Source organism: Myxosarcina sp. GI1(2024), from assembly GCF_053543375.1.
This window is the reverse complement of the sequence record NZ_JBKGTY010000001.1, coordinates 1,196,245-1,216,329: the sequence shown is the minus strand read 5'-3', so window position 1 is coordinate 1,216,329 and position 20,085 is coordinate 1,196,245. Positions and strand designations below refer to the sequence as shown.

Below are 20,085 nucleotides of genomic sequence, written 5' to 3'. Positions count from 1 at the left end.
ATCCGGCGAGAGATTTATCTACTAATAGTTGGAAATCGTGTTTTTTCAAAGCATTTCCACAACTTGACTTTAGATAGAGGTAATAATCAATCGTTTATTTATACTGTTAGAGTTGGTAGATAAATAAATACCTTCTTTATTAGGTCGAATATTTAATACTGTCAAGTAATATTCAACTTTTTCCAGCCATACTCGGCTCGTTTCTATTCGGTTTATCATTGCACATCTCGTCTTCCGGCGAAATGTAAAGTGGAAATTAGAAATTCAAAATTTAACATTGTTTAGAGGAACTGAAAATATGAAAAGAATTATTAATCTAATTCGTTCGTTGCAACTCCGCAATCTATTAATTGTCTTTTTGGCTAGTACTTTATTACTTTTTAGTACCGCTTGTAATCAAGGTCCTAGAACTGCTTCGGATAAAACTATCACCGAAGAAATAACTGCTCAAAGCGATCGCGGTTATGATGCCCTCGATACTAACCAATCGGCCAAAGGCGGCATGAACAATTACAATGACGATCGTCGCTACGACCAACCGTTGAAATCTAGCGGTAAAACCGTTAATGAAAGAGCTGAAGAGTTGATTAATCAATCTAAACGCCAAACTCAAAAAAGTCAAGATGATATAGGTGATTATGCTGAGGAAATTGGTAGTGGCGCTACCAAATCTGTTAAACGAGCTCAAAAGGAAATTCCTCAGAAGCTAGGAGAGCGTAAAGATGAGCTAGTCAATGCTACTCAAGATAAAGCAGCTAATCTCAAGAAAAATGTCGAAAGATTACCCGAAGAGACTTCTAAAGCCTTCCAGGGAGCTATGGAAGATCGACCATAGGTTTTAGATTTTAAAGAGAATTAAATTTATTTAATCAATGCAGGGCGATCGCTCTGCTATTTTTTTGGTAAGTTGTAGGAACTTGCTACTTAATTGAAGTCTACGTTCTAAGTACAGATACCGTCTTAAAGGTCAAGCAATCTGACAGTAATTAGGATCGAAAGGCTTGCCAGTTTTAATGACTCCATAAGCAATATGAAGTAATTTACGCATGAGTGCGCCTAAAATAGCCATTGGATGTTTTCCTTTTTGACGTAGACGATCGCGAAACTGCTGAATAATAGGATTATGCCGTTGAGCGACAACTGCTGGCATATAAAGAGCTTTACCTACTCGGGAATTACCTTTTTTCGACAAGCAGGACTTACCTTGTACTGAAGTTCCAGAAACTCTTTGTTGAGTAGTTAATCCAGCATAGGCAGCAGCTTGACGAGCAGTTTTATAATTTTTGAGATTGGGTATTTCTGCTAAAAGTTTAGCAGCAGTAATCTCTGCAATTCCAGGAATCGAGAGGAGTAATTCTTTTTGCTCTAGCAAAAGTGGGTGTTTTTGAATGTGTTGCCCAATTAGATTTTTGATAGTTTGAATTTGCTCCTCAAGATACTCAACTAGATTTTCTAAAGAGTCTTGAACTGATTCTAGGTGGCAACTGGCTTTGATTCGATTCATCTCTTGATGACGCATTTCCATTAAATCATCTAGCCGTCTAACTAAAGCCTGTAACTCTCGGATTTCTGTAGGCAGGGGCGACCAAAGTTCGGGGTTTTGGCTTTGACAATCAAGAGCTTGCCATTATCTAGACGTAGAGCAGAAACATAAACCAAACGTCCCCAAAGCAAGTCGCTTGCCAGATAAGATTTGAGTCTGTCCTGGTTGAAGATGAGCAAAAACAATTAAAAACAAAGCCAGAAAGCTCACTCTTGCGCCATGCCAGCCTAAAAGTGGTTTCAAGGTTTGTCGAAGTAGGATAACCTGATTCATGAGGGTCTGTTGATTTAGTGTGGTACTTTTTCATCAAACCCACTTCCCATAGAGCTTTGCAAGCTTTTTATCTTTTTTTGTCCTGTCCAGAGGTCTACGTTACATCTTTGAAGTTAATTTTTAAATAATCCTCATCGATCTTGGCACCAGCAGGTTGTAGTGCTGCCAATGCCTGGGGTAAAACTAAATTGCGGCGATGATTGCCAATTCTGATATTTAGTTCGTCTCCGGTTTTATTTAATTGAATCCGTTCTTTGGGAATACCAGGTAAATATAAATGTAGACTATAGTTATCCAGCTCCCGAACTATTTTTACCGTATTCTCTTGATAATATACCTGGGTAGGATCCTCATCCTGATAGAGAATTTCTTTGAGTTTTTCTAGAGCTGCCAAACCACACATTTCTTCGGAAAATAGGGGTGCTTCTTTTACAGGTAGAGGATGAAAATTATCGTAAATTTCTTGTTTGTAAGTATTTTGATTGGTTTTCCAACGTTGAAAAAAAGGATCGTTAACTTCCTCGGGCAGAATGCGGTTGGCAATGACTAAATCTGTGGCGACATTATATAAGCTTAGGTAGGCATGAGCCCGTAGGGATTCTTTAATGACCATCCGTTCGGGATTCATCACCAAACGTACCGAGGTTTGAGTATTATCGGTTAAGACTTTTTCTAGAGCCTCGATCTGTTGGTAAAATTCATAGGGAGCATCCATTACTTCATTATCGGGCAGAGAAAAACCCGTAATTGGCTTGAATAAAGGTTCGAATAATGGTCGTAAAGCTGCTGACATTCCCTGTAAGGGTTTGTAAAAACGTCTCATATACCAGCCGCCGACTTCAGGAAGACTGAGCAATCTCAATGCCGTACCTGTTGGTGCAGAATCGATAATTAAAATCTCATAATCCCCTTCGTCGTAGTGACGTTTCATTCTCACCAAACCAAAAATTTCGTCCATGCCGGGCAAAATTGCTAGTTCTTCGGCTTGAACGCCGTCTAAGCCTCTAGCTTGTAAAACCTGAGTGATGTAACGCTTGACCGCACCCCAGTTACCTTCTAATTCTCTAAGTGCATCTAACTCTGCACCCCAAAGATTGGGTCGCACTGATACCGGATCGTGTCCTAACTCCACATCGAAGCTATCAGCCAGAGAATGAGCGGGGTCGGTACTCAATACTAAAGTTTTATATCCCAATTCGGAACAGCGCAAGCCAGTTGCAGCCGCTACGGAGGTTTTGCCAACTCCTCCTTTTCCAGTCATTAAAATTACACGCATCGAAATTTAGCTTAGATTGTATATCTATATATTTACATTACTTATCATTGTCTAGCTTTTTTACGCCAAAATTCTGTAGCAAAACATCAAAAGGCGAAATGTGCCAGCGATCTAAGTGAGAAATGATTTTTCCTGATGAATCTACTTTTAAGTCCGTCCAACCAGGAATGGAAAGTCTAGGTTGCCAAGGGAGGGGAGAAGTCAGGTTGAGAGTCCATTCCACCTTAATCATCTCGTCACGCCGGCTGATGTGGTGGACATCCATTTTTACCTGCTGAAAGAAAGTACCCAGAAAGCCAATCATCTTTTGATAGCGATCGCGACCTCTAAATTCATTCAAAGGATCTTTAAAATAGACATCATCGGCATAAATGCTATAGGTCTGATTTTCTGGAAATCTTTGGTAATCCTGTTTTAAAATCTCAACAATATCCATTTTTTGCTATTTTTCCCTCAAACTTCTACTTCCGACCACAACCTTTGTAACTGATATTTCCAGGCAGCTAAAAATTGTTCGCGCTGTTTGGGGTCTTGGTCTACACCGCCGAGCATTCCTTCCTGATAGAATCTGTCTAAGGTTTGATAAGTAGCTTCCAAACTCTGTCCTTGTTGTTTGGCGGCTTGAATAATTTGACGGATGCGCTGTTCGATTAACTGATTGAAAGGTTCAGTTAAACCCTTTTCTAATAGGGCAACCAAAGTGGCGATCGCACTTATAAAATCTTCCGTAGTCAAACTAGCCAGACGATGGTGAAATACTCCCCACAATACCCCTTGAGATAGAGCATAACGAGCTTGTTGGGTAACATCGAAATTATCCACTAATAATTGTGTTAGCAAAGACTGAGCCTCTGCCGCCGAAGCAATGGGCAGCAAAATTCGCAACCAAGAACCATCCTCAGATAGAATTACTAATAGGTGCATTTGCTCTTGGTCTACTTGCCAAGTATCTTTGGTTTCGTGTTTGACCGTAGCATCGGGAAACTGCTGGTTCAGAATAGGAGCTATTTCTTCTGAGTTCATGGTGCGATCGCTGTATAATCTTAGCTGAGTAGTTTACGTTACAGTCAGTTTAATAGTTTTTGACAGGGATAAAGTCGGTAATTGTATAGATTCTTATGAGCCGTAAGAGATCGCCAACCTATTTAAACTACGATGCTTACTTAGTGCATCGACAACGGATGTTTCGCGCGATCGAGTTAGCTAGTACTACAGGTAAACAGGGAGAGGTTCCCGTCGGAGCGGTAATTATAGACAATAGGGGAAACCTACTTGCAGAGTCCGGAAATAGCAAAGAACGGGATGGCGATCCTACGGCACACGCTGAAATTTTGGCAATTCGTCATGCCTGTCGAGTCATCCAGAATTACTACCTACAAAACTGTACCCTTTATGTGACCTTAGAACCCTGTCCCATGTGCGCTGGAGCTATTATCCAGGCTAGACTAGGGCTGCTAGTCTATGGTGCCAGCGATCCTAAAACGGGCGCAATTCGCACCGTCATTAATTTGCCAGATAGTGCTAGTTCCCATCATCGATTGTCTGTAATTGGGGGAATTAGAGAATTAGAATGTCGCCAACAATTGCAAACTTGGTTTGCTAATAAAAGAATTTAATAGCCGTCAGCTAGGAATATGGTAATAATGCGAGCTAACGGTTAAAGACCGATTAGAGGAGTTGAAACCCAATTAGCAATTTCAGCTTCTCGCTCACAGATTCCTCAAATTTTTAATTTAGCTTCAGAGTAGAGCTAATTTACTCCTCCACGATTCGCCTTTTATCGGTAAATAAACGAAGTGGAAAGGAAAGGAAATTCCACCGTATCTAGGTCAATATTTCGATAAATTTGTCAGCTTTTGGCGTAATTTTAAGTAAATACAATGCATTTTAAGCAATTTTATTTAGAAAGTCTCGGTCATGCCTCCTATTTCATTGGCTCGGAACAGACGGGCGAAGCCTTAGTATTAGATGTTAGACGAGACGTAGACATTTACTTTGAAGAAGCTCGTTCTCACCAAATGCAGCTTAAATATGCTGCCGATACTCACCAGCACAACGACTATCTGACTGGAATTTGTGAGTTGCCGCAACGAGGGGAAGTGCAGCTAATTGGCAGTGCCCGTGCCGATCTAGGTTATCAGGTGCGTTCGATGGAAGATGGCGATCGCCTGTCTATGGGCGAAGTGGTTTTTGAAGTTTTGCATACTCCAGGTCATACTCCCGAACACATTAGCCTATTGGTAACGGATCGTTCTCGCGGCGAAGAGCCCGCCCTGTTACTTTCTAGGGCGCACTACTGGTGGATGATGTCGGTCGTCCCGACTTATTAGGTTCTGCAGACGAGATTCAACAGCACGCTGGCGAACTCTGCCAAACACTTCAGGAAAAAATTCTCAAACTACCAGATTACGTAGAAGTGTATCCGACTCATGTTGCTGGCTCTCTCTGTGGCGGTAGCATTGGCAGTCGTCTTTCAACTACTATTGGCTACGAACGACGGATGAATCAGATGTTAGCCAGCATTGCTTCTAAGGATGAGTTTGTCAAACAGTGCCTTAATTTAGAGGAACTTCCCGCAGTACCGCCGTATTGGTCGCGAATGCGCCGACAAAATCAGCAAGGACCATCTTTGTTGGGAGTCTTAGCTAATCCTCCTGCTTTAGATGTCGAGCAATTCGATCGCCTGCGTTCTCAAGGCGCGATCGTCTTAGACTGTCGCTCGCCAGAAGCTTTTGCCAGTCACATTCCTGGCGCGCTTAACGTCGGCTATGGTTCTTCTTTTTCGACTTGGGCGGGTACGATTTTACCCCCAGATGTACCGATAATTTTAGTGTTAGAGAAAGCCAGAGATCTGTGGGATGTTTGCTGGCAGTTACTCCGTATCGGTTACGACTTGCCTAAAGGCTGGTTGGCAGGGGGAATGAAAGCTTGGCGCACCGCAGCAAAAGCATTAGAGTTTATGTCCTTGATGAGTGTGCGGGATTTAAATCGGCATCTCCAGCGTCAAGATAATTTGCAGGTGCTAGATGTACGACAAAAAACTGAATGGCGCTCTGGACATATTAAAGGAGCAACTCATATTACAGGAGCAGAATTACCCAAACGCTATGGCGAAGTTTCCCAAGACAAAACCGTCGCACTTGTCTGTGGTAGCGGCTATCGTTCTTCAGTTAATGCCAGTTTACTCAAACATCACGGATACCAAAATGTAGTTAATGTTTTAGGTGGAATGAGTGCTTGGAAGCAAGCTGGACTAGAAACCGTTAATGGTAGTGGCTAAAAGCCTCAAAACTGGATTGAAATTAAAGGAGATTATCATGTCAGAATTAATTAAAATTAGCGATCGCTTTACCGTTAGTCGGACTCAACCTACTAAAGAAGATTTCTCAGAAATTAAGCAACAAGGTTTTCAATCTGTAGTCAATTTACGAACCGCAGAGGAACAAGACTTAACTCTGTCTCCTTCAAAAGAGGGGGAAATAGTCAGAGATTTGGTAATGGAATACCTACACTTGCCAGTTTCTAGGGAAAATCTCGATTCCGAGCGGGTCGATCGCTTTCGTCAAGAAACTGCCAAGTTACCAAAACCGATTCTGGTTCACTGTCATACAGGAAGACGCTCTGGAGCTTTTGTCATGATGGATGTTGCCCTAACAGAAGGAATGACGGGAGAAGAAACGCTTCAAAAAGCTAAAGATATGGGTTTTAAGTGTGATGTGCCGCGTCTAGAAGATTTTGTCAAAAACTACGTCGATCGCTATCAAAAAGGAGAGCAAGAATCCGTTGCTACTTAGAAATAAATAGCATTCGTTGCTGCAGAGAAGAAAATTTCTTGACTACTAAAATTCTAATTCTCAATTGGGGGCAGTTTACCTTACAGATGTAATCGGTCTTCTCAGAATTTATCTAAACTGACATCGAAGGCGCAATCTTTATGAAAAATCAACCTTTAATTTACGGTTTATTAGGCTTTGTATCGGGAGTCGTTCTGGTTTTTCTAATTGGTTTTATTGCTATGGGCAGCATGATGGGAGTAAGAGGAGGAATAATGCACGATTGGTTTCGAGGAAGATGCGAGAATTACTATCCCAGAGAGTTTCCTAGAAATTGAATTTCTGAGAAAGTAAAATTCCTCAGACACATTCTCTTACCCTCTCGATTAAATAATTTGAAACCCAATTATCCTCGCAGTACGATAGTTTCTTCACAGCGCAGTACTTCTAAAGTAGGTTGCTGAGTTTCTATCTGCGAAGCCGCATCTCGCAAGGCAGTTCTCAATCCTTCTTCCATTACGGGATGATAGAACGGCAAAGCTAATACTTGAGCCACCGTTAGTTTGAGGGAAATGACCCAGGCAAGTTGATGGGCTAAATGTTCGGCATCAGGACAAAATAGTTCTGCACCTAAAATGCGTCCAGAATCTCGCTCTGCATAGATATGAACTAGTCCAACTTCCTCTAGTTTGACGATCGCTCGTCCGTATCCCTCAAAGCAGACCTTTCCCGTGACGAAATCAATCTGGTTTTGGGTGAGTTGCTGGTAAGTTTGACCTACAAGAGCGATCTGGGGATCGCAAAAGACCACTGTTAATGCTACTCTGCGTTGAAAGCATTCGGATGTTTTTCCGATCCGTACTGCATTGTAGCCAGCAATCCGTCCTTCATCGGCAGCTTCATGCAGTACCGGACGCTGACCGTTAACATCTCCGACAATAAAAATTGGTTGTTCTTTAATTTGAAAAGTTCCAGAATCTAAATAGGGTTGCTTATTTTTGTTCAGTTTTAAACCAAGTCGATCTAATCCGAGTCCATTTAATCGAGGACGTCGACCCATTGACACCAGTGCTTGTGCTGCTCGAATCGTTCCCGTATCTGTTTCGACCCAAAGTTGATTTTGTTCTTCTCGCAGATTTTTAACACCGTGGGTATTAATAGAAAATTCTTGACGAAAGACCTTTAAAGCGTAATTTTGAATTTGTGGGTCAGTCAGTCCCCCGATGGATTTACCCAGAGTTACAGCTTCTACGTTAACACCCAATCTTCTTAAAGCCTGCCCTAGCTCGATACCGATTACCCCCAGTCCGATCGCACAAAGGCTTTGAGGAAATTCTTGTTGCTCGAAAATAGATTCTGAAGTGAGAAAGCGATGCTGAAAATCAGCCCAGGCTTGAGGAACGATACTTTCCGAACCCGTGGCTACTATAATTGCCTCTGCCTCAATCTGTTCTTCTCCGACTTGTAAAACTTGCGAACTTACAAATCGCGCCCGTTGCGAGACTAATTTATCCTGCCAAGACTCAAATGACCCCACAACTGACTGCACGAAGCGATCGCGCAAACGACGGACATAAGCCATGACTTCTCGTTGAGATAGTTGTAAAGAGTCTCCACCGTGAATTCCCTCTAATGCAAACTGATGTCGGCGATGAAAATCATTTGCTATCTGAATTAAAACTTTCGAGGGCATACATCCGACCCGCGCACAAGTCGTCCCCAAAGGCCCATCGTCAAATACCAAATAGTTATCTGTAACTTTAGCTACTTCTTTACGCGCAGACAGACCAGCCGTACCCGCCCCGATAATTGCTACTTTTACCTTTCTCATCGAATCATCTCCTTACTCTTCCTGGCGCTCTGCAATTATCTTTAGTTAAAACGATCGCTTCGAACGGGTCGGTAAAAGTTGGTAGCGATCGCGAATTATTTTATGTAAATCTTTAAGCAAATATGGTTTAACCAAGCAATAGTCACAGCCAGCATCCAAGAGATAATTTAGATAATCGGGATTTGAGATGGCTGTCAGAGCAAATATAGGTATGGAACGAGTCTGTAAATCTTGTTTGAGTTGGCAAAGCAGCTCCATTTCTTTAGTGCCTGGAAGATTAATTCCCAGCAGAATCAAGTCTGGACGATCTCTTTCGACCATAGATAATGCGGTTTGAGTATTGGCAGACATAACTAAGTCGTAGCCTAAGTAAGAAAGTATTAAGTTTACCAAAAACAAATTGTCTCGGTCATTATCTACTGCCAAAATTAGGGAAGTTTCATCGTTTAATTGGTTATCTAAGTCTTGTTTTAAAAAATCCTTTTTCTCGATCGCTTGCATGGCTCAACAGTTGGTCGTGCAACTAAGAAAGGTTAATAATTAAAGAGAAAAAGCTCAGTTAGCACTCCATGTTTAACTTCTCTTCGATCTGGTAAAGTTTTATGAAAATACTTCTATCCTTACCAGTCAAACCAGATAAGTTTAATAAATTAAGCAAACAGAGCCAAATTTCATTGGTTTCTAGGGTAAAAAAAAATTTTGAGAAAACTGTGAGCATATAAAACAGGACTTACGCAGTTGAACGAAATTTCGTTGTTTGAGCAGCGAGTTTGCAACGGTAAATCTAGGTTTACAATGCTGAAGTGCGTAAGTCCTGTAAAAAATAACTGTTCGTCATCTATCTTTTGCATGAGTTGCACGTCCTAATTCGAATTTACTGCGCTTTTGATTACTTATGATGGGATTTGACATTGTAAGTCAATACTTCTCGTTTAACGAATGCCAGTTAGCTGTTGATGTTACGGGAAGGGTAGGGTTAAAGGTGAAAGGAAAAAAGTCTACGCAAGTTGTCAGCTCTATCTTTTCCTTTTGTCTTTTTCCCTTTTTCCAGACGCAACCAATCGATCGCGATGGCTTAACCGAGAAGTATTGTATTGTCAGTCTTCAAGCTAGATCGAACAGCAAAATTTCAGTATTATCCGCATTAGCTGCAATCGCCAGCTCTGTTTCTTGATTAATCCCTGCACCATCACCAACCTGAAGTTTTTGACCGTTAACTTCTACCGAACCTCTGGCTACTTGGATCCATAAAGATCTATCTTTCCTGGTATGATGATTGACGCGATCGCCATTTTGTAAACAAGTAATATAAAGATTAGCATCCTGATGTATCGTTACCGAATTTTCTCTGCCATCGGACGAAGCTACTAATCTTAACTTGCCTTGTCTTTCGACTGAGTTAAAATGTTTCTGCTCGTAGCTCGGTCGAACTCCTACTTTATTGGGCATAATCCAAATTTGCAACAGGTGAACCAAATCCGTAGCAGAAGCATTAAACTCACTGTGGGCTATTCCCGTACCTGCAGACATTCTTTGTACGTCTCCGGGACGAATTACCGAACCTTTACCAATGCTATCTTTGTGTTCTAATTCTCCTGCTAAAACGTAGGTAATAATTTCCATGTCTCGATGGCTGTGAGTGGGAAAGCCGCCACCAGGTTGCACTTTGTCTTCATTAATCACCCGCAAACTGGCAAATCCCATGTGGTTGCGATCGTAATAATTTCCAAAAGAAAAAGTATGTTTGCTATCAAGCCAACCAAAATTGGCATTGCCCCTCGCATCGGCTGGACGAACGGTAATCATAATTGTCACCTCCTTTTTCCGAGAATTATTTGGTTCTTAGTTATATTATGGATTGTCTTTTTAAAATAGACAATAATATATGAAATCGACACAGTGTTTCTATTTGTTCTACAATACTGGATTGTTATGGATAAGTTTGAAAGTATGCGTGCCTTTGTTCGGGTAGTAGAAGAAGAAGGCTTTGCTGCTGCTGCTAGAAAAATGCAGATGTCTCGTTCTGCTGTCAACAAATTGGTAATTAATTTAGAAGATCGCTTGGGAGTGCAATTACTCTACCGTACGACCCGTCAAGTTACGCCTACAGATACTGGTAGAGCTTTCTATCAACGCTGTATCGAAATTTTAAGCGAGCTAGAAGAAGCAGAACTAGCAGTGTCACGACAGCATAGCGAACCCAAGGGTAATCTCAAAATTAATGCTCCGATGTCTTTTGGAATATCTTATTTGGGTTCGAAAATAGCTGAGTTTATGACTCTTTATCGAGAGCTTAAAATCCAATTGACTTTAGAAGATCGCTTTGTAGATCCCATTAGTGAGGGTTACGATTTAGTCATTCGTATTGGTTCTTCTCCTAGTTCTCCTAATTTCGTAGCCCATAGGATTACCAAACTCAAACGCTTGGTTTGTGCTGCACCCACCTATCTCAAAGCACGAGGAATTCCAACTCATCCCCATGAATTACAAAACCATTTTTGTTTACACTATGGTTATTTGGCAAGTGGTAGTAAGTGGCGATTTATTAATAGAAATGAAGAGTTTCAAGTTTCAATTGATGGGGTTTTTTGCTCTAATAATGGAGAAATGCTCAGAGATGTAGCTGTAAAAGGTTTGGGAATTGTCATGCTGCCAGCTTTTATCGTAGAACGAGAGTTAGAGCTAGGAAAGTTGCAGGTTATTCTAGCAGAATATTATCCCCCACAACTAAATTTATCGGTCATCTATCCTGTCAATCGCCATCTTTCTCCCAAAATTCAGCTATTTACACGATTTATTCAACAGTGTTTTACTAGTTGATTTTTCCATCTCAGAGCATTATTCTTGGCAATAGGATACAGTTTAAAAATTACAGCAGCGATCGCCTCGTTTTCAAACTCAACTTAGCTTTTTTTAGACAACGCTTTCAATCGGTTTTATTGCTCGAAACCAATTTCACTACATACTTCATAAAAAGAAGTATCTGGTTTGGTGATAAATAAATGAGACATTTCTTCTAAAATCGCCTTATATGCTTCAGTTTGATTATCCTGCATGTCATCAATTTTTTCCCAAATAATTACGGCAATTCCTTCATCCGTTCCTGGTTTCTGAAGCAGATATGCTCCCTGAAAGCCTTTGGTGTAGGTAGAAACAGCTTTTTCGTATAATCTTTGCGCTTCGGCAAATCGACCCGATTTAAATTTGCCGAGAGCGACATAGGCATACTTGTGTTTGAGAAAATCGAGAAATTCCTGCATCAGACTTGATTATTAATTATTAAATATTAATTTTTAACATTTTATGCTTGGGTTTAACTGTCTCAATGGTGAATTTGTTAAATAACTCAACAATATAGATAACCATAGGCTAGCTAGCGATCGCTTGAATAAATCTAAATCCAATTGGTCGAGTTTTTATTAAGATTTAATATTTGTTAGTTTAACTCGAGCTTTATTTGGACTTACTTTAAAAGAAATTACAAGTTATACATTGGTGATTCCAAAAAGAGTTAAGGTCAAAATAACCAACAATTAATTTTTGCTTAAGTTCTGGTAAAAGCTAGCAGATACCTATAAACATAGTTAAATACTAGTATTTTCAATTCAAATAGTATCTCGAATGGGAAAAATTTAATTTTTAATTGGGGTGTAGATATGAGTAAAAAGAGCAACAAGAATATTCGTAATGTGGCAATTGTCGGTCCCTATTCTAGTGGTAAAACTACTTTATTAGAAAGCATTCTATTTGTTACTAAAGCAATTACACGCAAAGGATCTATTAAAGATCGCAATACCGTATCAGATAATTCCGCAGAAGCACGCGATCGCTCGATGAGTGTGGAAGTTTCCGTTGCGAGTACGGATTATCAAGATATTAATTTTACTTTCTTAGACTGTCCTGGTTCGGTCGAATTTATTCAAGAAACTTATAATGCTCTAATCGGTGCCGGTGCAGCAATAATCGTTTGCGAACCAGCGATCGCTCGTGTTTTAACTCTGTCGCCATTATTTAAGTTCCTCGATGATTGGGAAATTCCCCATCTAGTATTTATTAATAAAATAGACCGTAATGCTCATGACTACATGGAGATTCTACAGGCTTTAAAAAAGGTTTCTAGTCGCCCCTTAGTTCCCCAACAATATCCCATCCGTCAGGGAGGTAATTGCATCGGTTATATAGATTTAATTACAGAACAAGCTTACCACTACCATCCAGGCAATCCTGCCGATCCCGTACCAATTCCCGAACATTTAGCTGAAGCTGAAACGATGGCGCGGACAGAGATGTTAGAAACTCTGGCAGATTTTGACGACCATTTACTAGAAGAACTAATTGAAGAAATCGAGCCTCCCCAAGAAGAAATTATTCGCGATTTAAAACAAGATTTAAGTGCGGATTTAATCGTACCAGTTTTCTGCGGAATGGCAGAATTAGATTATGGAGTCCGTCCCTTACTCGATGCCTTAGTCAAAGAAACACCCGCTCCCGATATTACTTCCCAACGTCGCGGACTAGAAACTCCAGCCGATGAGGAGACTACAGTTCAAGTTTTAAAAACCTACTTTACCCCCCAAGGAAAATTATCTTTAGTTCGGGTTTGGCAAGGACAATTAAGTGACGGCATGGTTTTAAACGGCGAACGTATTGGCGGTATTTACCGTTTGATGGGGCAACAGCAAGAATCGATTAACCAAGCTGAGATCGGAGAAATTGTGGCTATTAGTCGGCTTGAGAAAGCACAAACTGGAGACTCTCTTACTAACTGTCCTCCTACCAAACCTTTTAAGCCATTACCCCAAGCAGAAAAAATTCCTCCCGTCTATGCTCTGGCAATCGCGCCCGAAAACCGTCAAGATGAAGTAAAAGTGAGCAATGCCTTGAGCAACTTACTTGAGGAAGACCCCTCGTTGTATTGGGAACAACACGGCGACACTCGCGAAATAATTTTATGGGGACAAGGAGAAATTCATCTTCAGGTTGCTTTAGATCGTCTACGGCGTAAGTATGGCTTACCTATGAGTACCAATTTACCTCAAGTACCCTATAGAGAAACTATCCGTAGCTCGATTAATTCTCACGGTCGTTACAAACATCAAAGTGGCGGACACGGTGCTTTTGGCGATGTCTATCTAGATATTAAACCTCTATCTCGTGGCGAAGGTTTTAATTTTCATCAAACTATTGTCGGTGGCGTGGTTCCCAAAAAATACATCCCTGGAGTCGAAACTGGAGTGCGAGAATATCTCCAACAGGGACCTTTAGGGTTTCCCGTAGTAGATGTAGATGTCACCCTGACTGATGGTTCTTATCACTCGGTAGATAGTTCGGAACAGGCGTTTAAACAAGCCGCTCGTATTGCGATGTCAGAAGGAATGATCAAGTGCAAACCAGTACTGCTCGAACCAGTTTTGGCGATCGCGGTTTCTGCTCCCTCTGAGTTTACCTCTAAAGCTTTACAGTTAATTACCAGACGTAGGGGACAAATTTTGGGTTATGACACTATTCCCGATTGGAAGGGTTGGGATAAAGTCTCAGGTTACTTACCCCAAGCCGAAATGCACGATTTTATCGTCGAATTGCGATCGCTCACACTAGGAGTCGGATTCTTTGACTGGAAATACGATCATTTAGAAGAAGTTCCCGATAAATTGGCTAACGGCATTTTGGATGAAGCTGCATCTAAAAATGGACAATAAGGCGTTAGACTAAGCCAGCTTGTCACCAACCCGACTCGTCTTCAAAACGCAGCACGAGACTTTAACCTCACTGCGCTTCTCTCTTTTCAGGCTCTTTTTTAAGTACCTACTTTGAGTAAGGTAGGAATATCGTCCACCCATTCCCAGTCCAGATTATTGAACCATTTTTGGGTCTTGTTTCCTTCCTTTTTCGCTTTATGGAGCTTTATAATCAGTTGGTTACTCTTAGTTTTGGAAAGATGGCAATATTTGTGTAACTGATATTTACCAACTTTATATTGGCGTATATTGAATCCCAGAAAATCAAATCCTGCTTGGTGTTTATCCAGTTCAAGTTGGCTGTGAACAATTTGGGTTTTGCTTGGTTTTAATTCGAGGTCGTAGTGGAATAATATCAAATCCGTTTGATTGCCCATAATAAACTATAACTTTCATTGGGCTTTCCGAGGCTTATTACTAAAATAAATGGGTTTGATTGCTTAAGATATTTGGTCTATTGTTGGGATGAGTTTTACTGCTCTTATGCCTAGAGTGACAGAAGAGAGATAAAGAAGGCTAGATTCACGGCATTAGTTACGGCAGTTGGGGAGATCTTCCTAAAATCCTCCAACCCCCAGAATTGTTTAGCGTCACGGAAATAAAATTCAATTTGGAACCTCAAAGAGTAGAGGTCACAGTTCACGGGAAAGGTTGACCTGCGTTTTATCCTTGTTCTTGGAGCCTTTGGGACAACCTCGCTTGCCCTTAGTCCCCGATGAAGACTCTGAGGGAGCAGCTTGAGCTTCTGGCACAGGTCGAATCACCTGTTCGATGCGTAAGGGATAGGATGGTCTTGGTTCAAGACCCACCAGGGATAGGGCAAAGAACGCCAATCCTTGGGTACGAAAAAACACCCACATTAAGGTCGGTCAGTTCTGGGGACTGTAGAAACATCTTTGAATGGTTCGATAACTCCCTCATTTTCCCGCCCATCGGGCTATCCCCAGCATTGTTACCCGACCACTCATCGCTAACATTAAATAAAGGACAAATTAAGTATTAAGTAATATCAAAGTAATTGGGATCGGTCTATTTTTCTTTTCTAGCATACTTTATACTGATGCTCTTTGAGAATCCGTTCGATTGAAGCTGCTAAATGAGCAAAAATGAAAGGCTTGGTGATATAGTCATCGTAACCTGCAGCCAAGATACTATCGCGATCGCTGTCTCTAGCGGCAGCAGTTACAGCGATTGCCGGTATGGCGGCTAAGGAAGGTGGAGCTAAATTTCTTACGCGCTCGATCAACCAATAACCATCTCGTTCGGGCATATAAATATCGCTAATCAACAAAGATGGATGAAAATATTCGATTACTTGTAGAGCTTCAACAGCATTAGTTACTGCTTTTACTCTTGCTCCAATTTGTTCCAAATAAATTGTCAGAACTTCTCTAGAATCAACTACATCTTCGACTACCAGTACTCGCAAGTGATTGAGATCTGGATCATTTTTGTTTAGCTGCATATTTGTAAATTTTGCGTTTTTTTCGTTCGATTATTTGCTTGTATAGTTAAGTTTATATAGTTAACATTACCGACTTAGTAACTTTATACCGCCATTGTCATCCTAATTACCTAAAACTAAAATATTTTTTTTGAGTTTCATGAAAAAATATTTTAGTTTTAGGTAATTAGGAATAAGTTTTTATAAATACAACTAGCTTTGTACTGTATTTTTGGTTGATATTAGCATGGATGTCATCAATTTTTTAGTTGGATTTACTTTACAGGTTAACTTAAAATGTTAATTTTTTTCAATAATTTCAACTTTTTAAACCATAGCAATTATCGGTCGATCGGTGTTCATCCCCTCAGCATCTAGAGTCAAAAATAAAAATATGTTAGTTATCTTTTCATTTTACCAGTGCTAAATTCTAAATTTTAGTTTAACGTATGAGTCTTGCTACTCTGCCAAGGTCTGGGAAAGATCGGGTTTTTATAAGCCTTGCTCGATAGTTTAATGTAACTCTTAATAGCTCTTAGCAAGCGATAGCTATAAGTATTAATACTGAAAGCGAACGCAGCTTTTCTGGAGTATATTAATTGTCGGTTGGATTAAGTAGGCTTCGGTTCGGTTAGGCAATTAAGCTATTGGAAACTTTATAAAACATTTATAAACATAATCGTTTTTAGTTAAAAGTACGCCAGCGTACATATTTTTTTTATTTGCTGGTATTCTTCAGCCTGTTTGTTTTGATGTTTCAAATGAGCTTACAAAATTTTGCGTCCGACTAATATTTCTCTGACTTCGAGCATGGCAGAGTAGGTAGGAAGAATATGTAGAGTTTCTTCGGGTGAAGTTGCCGCTAAAGCGGTGGTAATTGCCTGGGACAAATCTTCTTTGACAATTAGTTCGTAGTTGACGGTATCTTGTCTATTTTCTGAATAACTGTATTGCAGGCGCAAAGCCATATCGTAGAGGCGATCGCCACTGATAATTAATTTGCCACCCAATTTGACCAATGCTTCAGTATCCACATCCCAAATCCAGGAGACATCTGTACCGTCGGGAATGCGATCGTTTAAAACTAATAACGTTACCGAAGATTTACCTGCTTTTTTAACCTGGTTTACCGCTCTAATTGTCTCATTCATGCCGACGGGATTTTTAGATAGTAAGATTCTGACTTGTTTGCCTTCAATATTTAATTCTTCGGCTCGTCCAAATGCCGCTTTAAAACTTTTAATTGTCTGGTGAATTTTACGATCGAGAATGCCTAATTGCTGCGCTAATAGACCTGCAGCTAAGGTATTGTATTTATTATAAACTCCAATTAAAATCTGCGACCATTCTCGACTGTTGATAGCAGTTGGGCTTTTTTTAAAGTTACAGCTAGGACATTGATAATCTCCCAAATGAGAGAGATAAACACCTCGATAGTCTAAAAGATGCCCACAACTAGGACAGTAAATAGAATCGACTGCATGAGGTATTGCTTCGAGATAGAGATCTGGTTCGTTGAGTCCAAAGTAAACTACCTGCTGCGGTAGTTGCTGTCCCAAGTAAGAAAGTGTGGGATCGTCGGCATTGAGAATAATTTTGGTGTTTTTGGTTAATGGCGCGATCGCTTTTTGCCAACATTGGGCAATAGTATCTACTTCTCCGTAGCGATCTAGCTGATCGCGAAACAGATTTAAACCAAGGATATAAAGATTGCTCTCTTCTTTGCCGGATGGGATTTCATTCTGTTGGTAGTCTTGTAAAACCAACGGCAAGATATTTTCATCTACTTCAAGAATGGCGTAATCTGCCATTAGTTTACCGGTCATATTAGTACTATTTAACAGAGCAGTAACTAAACCGTTAATCAGATTAGCACCGCTAGAATTATGAACTACCGAGTAACCGTTATCTTCCAAAATATTTTTTAGCAGTAAAGAAGTAGTAGTTTTACCGTTAGTACCGACAATTAAGATAACTCCCCGCATTACCTGAACGAACAGCAAAGGTAATAGACGAGGATGGAGACGACGGGAAATTTCTCCTGGCAGCACCGAAGCCGCACCCAAACGCAGCGATCGCACTAAAGCAGTAACCAACTTAGCGACTCCTACAGCCAAACCCAAACGAACCCGATCTGTTAGTTGCATAATCCATCTCGTTAAGACATTTATCTCGATCGTTTATTATGCTTTAGTTTGCCAGAATTGGCTAAGCACGGGTGTAAAGCTATGGGGGAAACCAAAAATTATCCATTTCGATCTTTACTATTTAGCAACAAGACACCTTCTTACCTTTTTACTTCCTACTTTCAACAAGATCGATCTTGACATTACGGCTATTCATAGCTTCGACAAACAAATCTGTCGGTAAAGCCTGTTCTACAGGATGTACCCCAGGACAAATCAATCTACCCGATAAGAGTGATTCAGCAATAGTTCCCGCACCGATTCCCGCCGCGATCGCCGTATTTTCGTGTACCATTGTCAAACAGGATGTAGTAGCTTTTCCTGACTTGCTGCCGGTAATTTCAGCCCTCATTGCTACTCCAATGCCGCTAAATTTGTCGGTAACCGAAGTCATCAAGTAACTGACGCGAGAAAAGAATTCTACCCCTTTAGGACTTTCTACCCAAGCGGAGGGAAAAATATGGGCGGTAATCCAGGTTAAATGATTGTATAGATCGGGAAGCGAACCAAATTTAGTAATTACCGTTTGTACGGGAAAAGATTCGGCAAAAGTATAGGTTTCTGGCATTTCAAACCAGTAAACTCCTGCTTTGCCATAGGGGGCAGGAAACTGAATTACTTCTCGTTCGCTATACGGTAGAATTGGTTGCCACTTACCATCAATTAACGCCTTAAACTTTTCTTTTAAACCTAAAAAGGTAGTCCGCATCACGGTCAAACCCGCACCACCAGAACCAGACACGACATAGCTGAGATGGATTTTTTCGGGGCGATCGAATTGTTCGACTCCTTGCTTGACCATACTATTAGAAATACCTGGAAAAATTCCCGTATTTAAAATGGCGGTAACTCCTTTTTCTTTAGCTCGTTCTCTATCAGAAATTACCTGCCGATAAAAAGAACTGCGATCGCTTACATCTAGATAATTAACTCCGCGATCGATGGAGATTTTTAAGACCTTACCATCTCGGTGGCTATAAGGACCCGCGCAGTGTACTACTAAATCTACTGAGGAGATAGCTGCTGTTAATTTTTCGGTGTCTGCCAAATCTAAAATTTGAAATTTTAAAGGCGGTTCGACAGTTTTCTGGGTTCTGGAGGTGACGATAACTGTCGCGTCTGTATGATTTACAATATCCCACGCTACACTATTGCCAATTCTGCCACAGCCACCGATTACTAAAACTTTAGCGGTCATAAATTAAAAAAAAAAATTAATAATTAATTCAAAACTCATTCTAGGTAATAATCTCAGGCTCAAACAAACTGGGGAACATTTTTAAGATATTTATTTACAACTTCATCAGTTTGACCGAATAACCTAATTCTGCCCCGATCCATCCAGATAGTTTTGTGGCAAGAACTTTGAATTAGCTCCATTGAATGAGAAACCAGCAAAATAGTAACGTTATCCTGCCAGAATTGTTCCATTCGCTTGGCGCACTTGTTTTTAAAACTTTCGTCACCTACTGAGAGAACTTCATCGAGAATGAGAATATCTGGATTGACATCGGTAGCAATGGCAAATCCCAGTCTAGCAGCCATTCCCGAAGATAATCCTTTTACTGGAACTAAGGCGTAATTTTCCAACTCGGCAAACTCTAAAATTAGTTTGGCTCTTTGTTTCATCTCTTGTCGAGAATATCCTAGCATTACCCCATAAAAAATTATATTATTTATAACCGAAAGTTCAGGGTCGAAACCGGCTCCCAATTCAATTAACGGAGCAATTTTTTCTCTTACTCTTACTGTACCCGTCGTTGGTTTTAAAATTCCGCAAATTAATTTTAATAAGGTTGATTTACCAGAGCCATTAGCACCAATAATGCCAATTTTTTCACCTTTGGCGATCGCTAAATTAATATTATCTAAAACTAGTTTCTTGCTAGGATGACGATACTTTCTTTCGAGTATAGATAGTATCGTTTTTTTGAGATCGTAGGAAAATTCCTCTTGAGTTCTACGCCACAAACTTACTCCATCCAACCTAATTGCTTCTTTCATTGTTTTAAAGTAAATCG

At 40.5% G+C, this 20,085-nt stretch carries 22 protein-coding genes and 3 pseudogenes; 8 read left to right on the top strand and 17 right to left on the bottom strand.

Annotation, left to right across the window (positions count from 1 at the left end; all coding sequences use genetic code 11):
- Positions 1–298 precede the first annotated feature (298 nt).
- Positions 299–835, top strand: coding sequence for a hypothetical protein (locus ACLFKQ_RS05830; RefSeq protein WP_448998908.1), 537 nt, complete (start codon positions 299–301; stop codon positions 833–835).
- Between the two features lie 132 nt (positions 836–967).
- Here the strand turns inward: ACLFKQ_RS05830 and ACLFKQ_RS05825 are convergent, their stop codons facing one another.
- The 6 genes and pseudogenes from ACLFKQ_RS05825 to ACLFKQ_RS05800 all read right to left on the bottom strand — a co-directional run bounded on the left by ACLFKQ_RS05825 (position 968) and on the right by ACLFKQ_RS05800 (position 4,115).
- On the bottom strand, positions 968–1,525 hold the full coding sequence (locus tag ACLFKQ_RS05825) for a transposase (protein WP_448998907.1): 558 nt from the start codon (positions 1,523–1,525) through the stop codon (positions 968–970).
- A gap of 83 nt (positions 1,526–1,608) precedes the next feature.
- Positions 1,609–1,729 (bottom strand): annotated as a pseudogene (locus ACLFKQ_RS05820) (IS4 family transposase); the annotation flags it as partial.
- Positions 1,709–1,816 (bottom strand): annotated as a pseudogene (locus tag ACLFKQ_RS05815) (IS4 family transposase); the annotation flags it as partial. The pseudogenes ACLFKQ_RS05815 and ACLFKQ_RS05820, both read right to left, overlap by 21 nt.
- A 94-nt stretch (positions 1,817–1,910) precedes the next feature.
- Positions 1,911–3,092 carry a TRC40/GET3/ArsA family transport-energizing ATPase gene (locus ACLFKQ_RS05810; protein WP_448998906.1) on the bottom strand — a complete coding sequence of 394 codons (1,182 nt, stop codon included), beginning with the start codon at positions 3,090–3,092 and terminating at the stop codon, positions 1,911–1,913.
- A gap of 37 nt (positions 3,093–3,129) precedes the next feature.
- The gene (locus ACLFKQ_RS05805) at positions 3,130–3,528 is read right to left on the bottom strand and encodes a DUF2358 domain-containing protein (RefSeq protein WP_448998905.1); all 399 of its coding nucleotides are present in this window, start codon (positions 3,526–3,528) and stop codon (positions 3,130–3,132) included.
- 17 nt (positions 3,529–3,545) lie between these two features.
- Entirely contained in the window at positions 3,546–4,115 is a 570-nt protein-coding gene (locus tag ACLFKQ_RS05800) for a hypothetical protein (protein WP_448998904.1), read from the bottom strand.
- A gap of 95 nt (positions 4,116–4,210) precedes the next feature.
- Between ACLFKQ_RS05800 and ACLFKQ_RS05795 the strand changes: the two genes are divergently transcribed.
- The 5 genes from ACLFKQ_RS05795 to ACLFKQ_RS05775 all read left to right on the top strand — a co-directional run bounded on the left by ACLFKQ_RS05795 (position 4,211) and on the right by ACLFKQ_RS05775 (position 7,203).
- Positions 4,211–4,708, top strand: coding sequence for a nucleoside deaminase (locus ACLFKQ_RS05795; protein ID WP_448998903.1), 498 nt, complete (start codon positions 4,211–4,213; stop codon positions 4,706–4,708).
- Between the two features lie 264 nt (positions 4,709–4,972).
- Positions 4,973–5,422, top strand: coding sequence for a hypothetical protein (locus ACLFKQ_RS05790; protein WP_448998902.1), 450 nt, complete (start codon positions 4,973–4,975; stop codon positions 5,420–5,422).
- Positions 5,392–6,372 (top strand): rhodanese-like domain-containing protein, encoded by a 981-nt coding sequence (locus ACLFKQ_RS05785; protein WP_448998901.1) that lies wholly within the window; start codon positions 5,392–5,394, stop codon positions 6,370–6,372. Before ACLFKQ_RS05790 ends, ACLFKQ_RS05785 begins: the two co-directional genes overlap by 31 nt.
- 37 nt (positions 6,373–6,409) lie before the next feature.
- Complete coding sequence (locus ACLFKQ_RS05780; RefSeq protein ID WP_448998900.1) at positions 6,410–6,886, top strand: beta-lactamase hydrolase domain-containing protein; 477 nt, start codon at positions 6,410–6,412, stop codon at positions 6,884–6,886.
- Positions 6,887–7,026: 140 nt separating this feature from the next.
- Complete coding sequence (locus ACLFKQ_RS05775; protein WP_448998899.1) at positions 7,027–7,203, top strand: hypothetical protein; 177 nt, start codon at positions 7,027–7,029, stop codon at positions 7,201–7,203.
- 68 nt (positions 7,204–7,271) lie between these two features.
- Here the strand turns inward: ACLFKQ_RS05775 and ACLFKQ_RS05770 are convergent, their stop codons facing one another.
- The 3 genes from ACLFKQ_RS05770 to ACLFKQ_RS05760 form a co-directional block, all read right to left on the bottom strand.
- Complete coding sequence (locus ACLFKQ_RS05770; RefSeq protein WP_448998898.1) at positions 7,272–8,696, bottom strand: dihydrolipoyl dehydrogenase; 1,425 nt, start codon at positions 8,694–8,696, stop codon at positions 7,272–7,274.
- A gap of 45 nt (positions 8,697–8,741) precedes the next feature.
- Positions 8,742–9,197, bottom strand: coding sequence for a response regulator (locus ACLFKQ_RS05765; RefSeq protein WP_448998897.1), 456 nt, complete (start codon positions 9,195–9,197; stop codon positions 8,742–8,744).
- 603 nt (positions 9,198–9,800) lie between these two features.
- A complete protein-coding gene (locus ACLFKQ_RS05760; RefSeq protein ID WP_448998896.1) occupies positions 9,801–10,502 on the bottom strand; it encodes a pirin family protein in 702 nt (233 codons plus the stop codon).
- 126 nt (positions 10,503–10,628) lie between these two features.
- On the opposite strand from ACLFKQ_RS05760, the gene ACLFKQ_RS05755 reads away from it, so the two are divergent.
- On the top strand, positions 10,629–11,516 hold the full coding sequence (locus tag ACLFKQ_RS05755; protein WP_448998895.1) for a LysR family transcriptional regulator: 888 nt from the start codon (positions 10,629–10,631) through the stop codon (positions 11,514–11,516).
- A 116-nt stretch (positions 11,517–11,632) separates the two neighbouring features.
- Here ACLFKQ_RS05755 and ACLFKQ_RS05750 read toward each other — a convergent pair whose 3' ends face one another.
- Positions 11,633–11,956, bottom strand: coding sequence for an antibiotic biosynthesis monooxygenase (locus tag ACLFKQ_RS05750; protein WP_448998894.1), 324 nt, complete (start codon positions 11,954–11,956; stop codon positions 11,633–11,635).
- Positions 11,957–12,352: 396 nt separating this feature from the next.
- Here ACLFKQ_RS05750 and ACLFKQ_RS05745 point away from each other — a divergent pair, with 396 nt between their 5' ends.
- Positions 12,353–14,395, top strand: a complete 2,043-nt coding sequence (locus tag ACLFKQ_RS05745; protein ID WP_448998893.1) for an elongation factor G — start codon at positions 12,353–12,355, stop codon at positions 14,393–14,395.
- 98 nt (positions 14,396–14,493) lie between these two features.
- Here the strand turns inward: ACLFKQ_RS05745 and ACLFKQ_RS05740 are convergent, their stop codons facing one another.
- From ACLFKQ_RS05740 to ACLFKQ_RS05710, 7 genes and pseudogenes are all read right to left on the bottom strand, one after another.
- Complete coding sequence (locus ACLFKQ_RS05740) at positions 14,494–14,811, bottom strand: hypothetical protein (RefSeq protein ID WP_448998892.1); 318 nt, start codon at positions 14,809–14,811, stop codon at positions 14,494–14,496.
- A gap of 116 nt (positions 14,812–14,927) precedes the next feature.
- Positions 14,928–15,068: pseudogene (locus ACLFKQ_RS05735) on the bottom strand (transposase); the annotation flags it as partial.
- Positions 15,067–15,294: a hypothetical protein gene (locus ACLFKQ_RS05730; RefSeq protein ID WP_448998891.1), complete on the bottom strand. Its 228-nt coding sequence runs from the start codon at positions 15,292–15,294 to the stop codon at positions 15,067–15,069. The pseudogene ACLFKQ_RS05735 and the gene ACLFKQ_RS05730, both read right to left, overlap by 2 nt.
- 182 nt (positions 15,295–15,476) lie before the next feature.
- A complete protein-coding gene (locus ACLFKQ_RS05725) occupies positions 15,477–15,899 on the bottom strand; it encodes a response regulator (RefSeq protein WP_448998890.1) in 423 nt (140 codons plus the stop codon).
- A gap of 746 nt (positions 15,900–16,645) precedes the next feature.
- The gene (locus ACLFKQ_RS05720; protein WP_448998889.1) at positions 16,646–18,025 is read right to left on the bottom strand and encodes a MurT ligase domain-containing protein; all 1,380 of its coding nucleotides are present in this window, start codon (positions 18,023–18,025) and stop codon (positions 16,646–16,648) included.
- Between the two features lie 148 nt (positions 18,026–18,173).
- Complete coding sequence (locus ACLFKQ_RS05715; RefSeq protein WP_448998888.1) at positions 18,174–19,262, bottom strand: saccharopine dehydrogenase family protein; 1,089 nt, start codon at positions 19,260–19,262, stop codon at positions 18,174–18,176.
- A gap of 59 nt (positions 19,263–19,321) precedes the next feature.
- Entirely contained in the window at positions 19,322–20,068 is a 747-nt protein-coding gene (locus ACLFKQ_RS05710; RefSeq protein WP_448998887.1) for an ABC transporter ATP-binding protein, read from the bottom strand.
- Between the last annotated feature and the right edge of the window lie 17 nt (positions 20,069–20,085).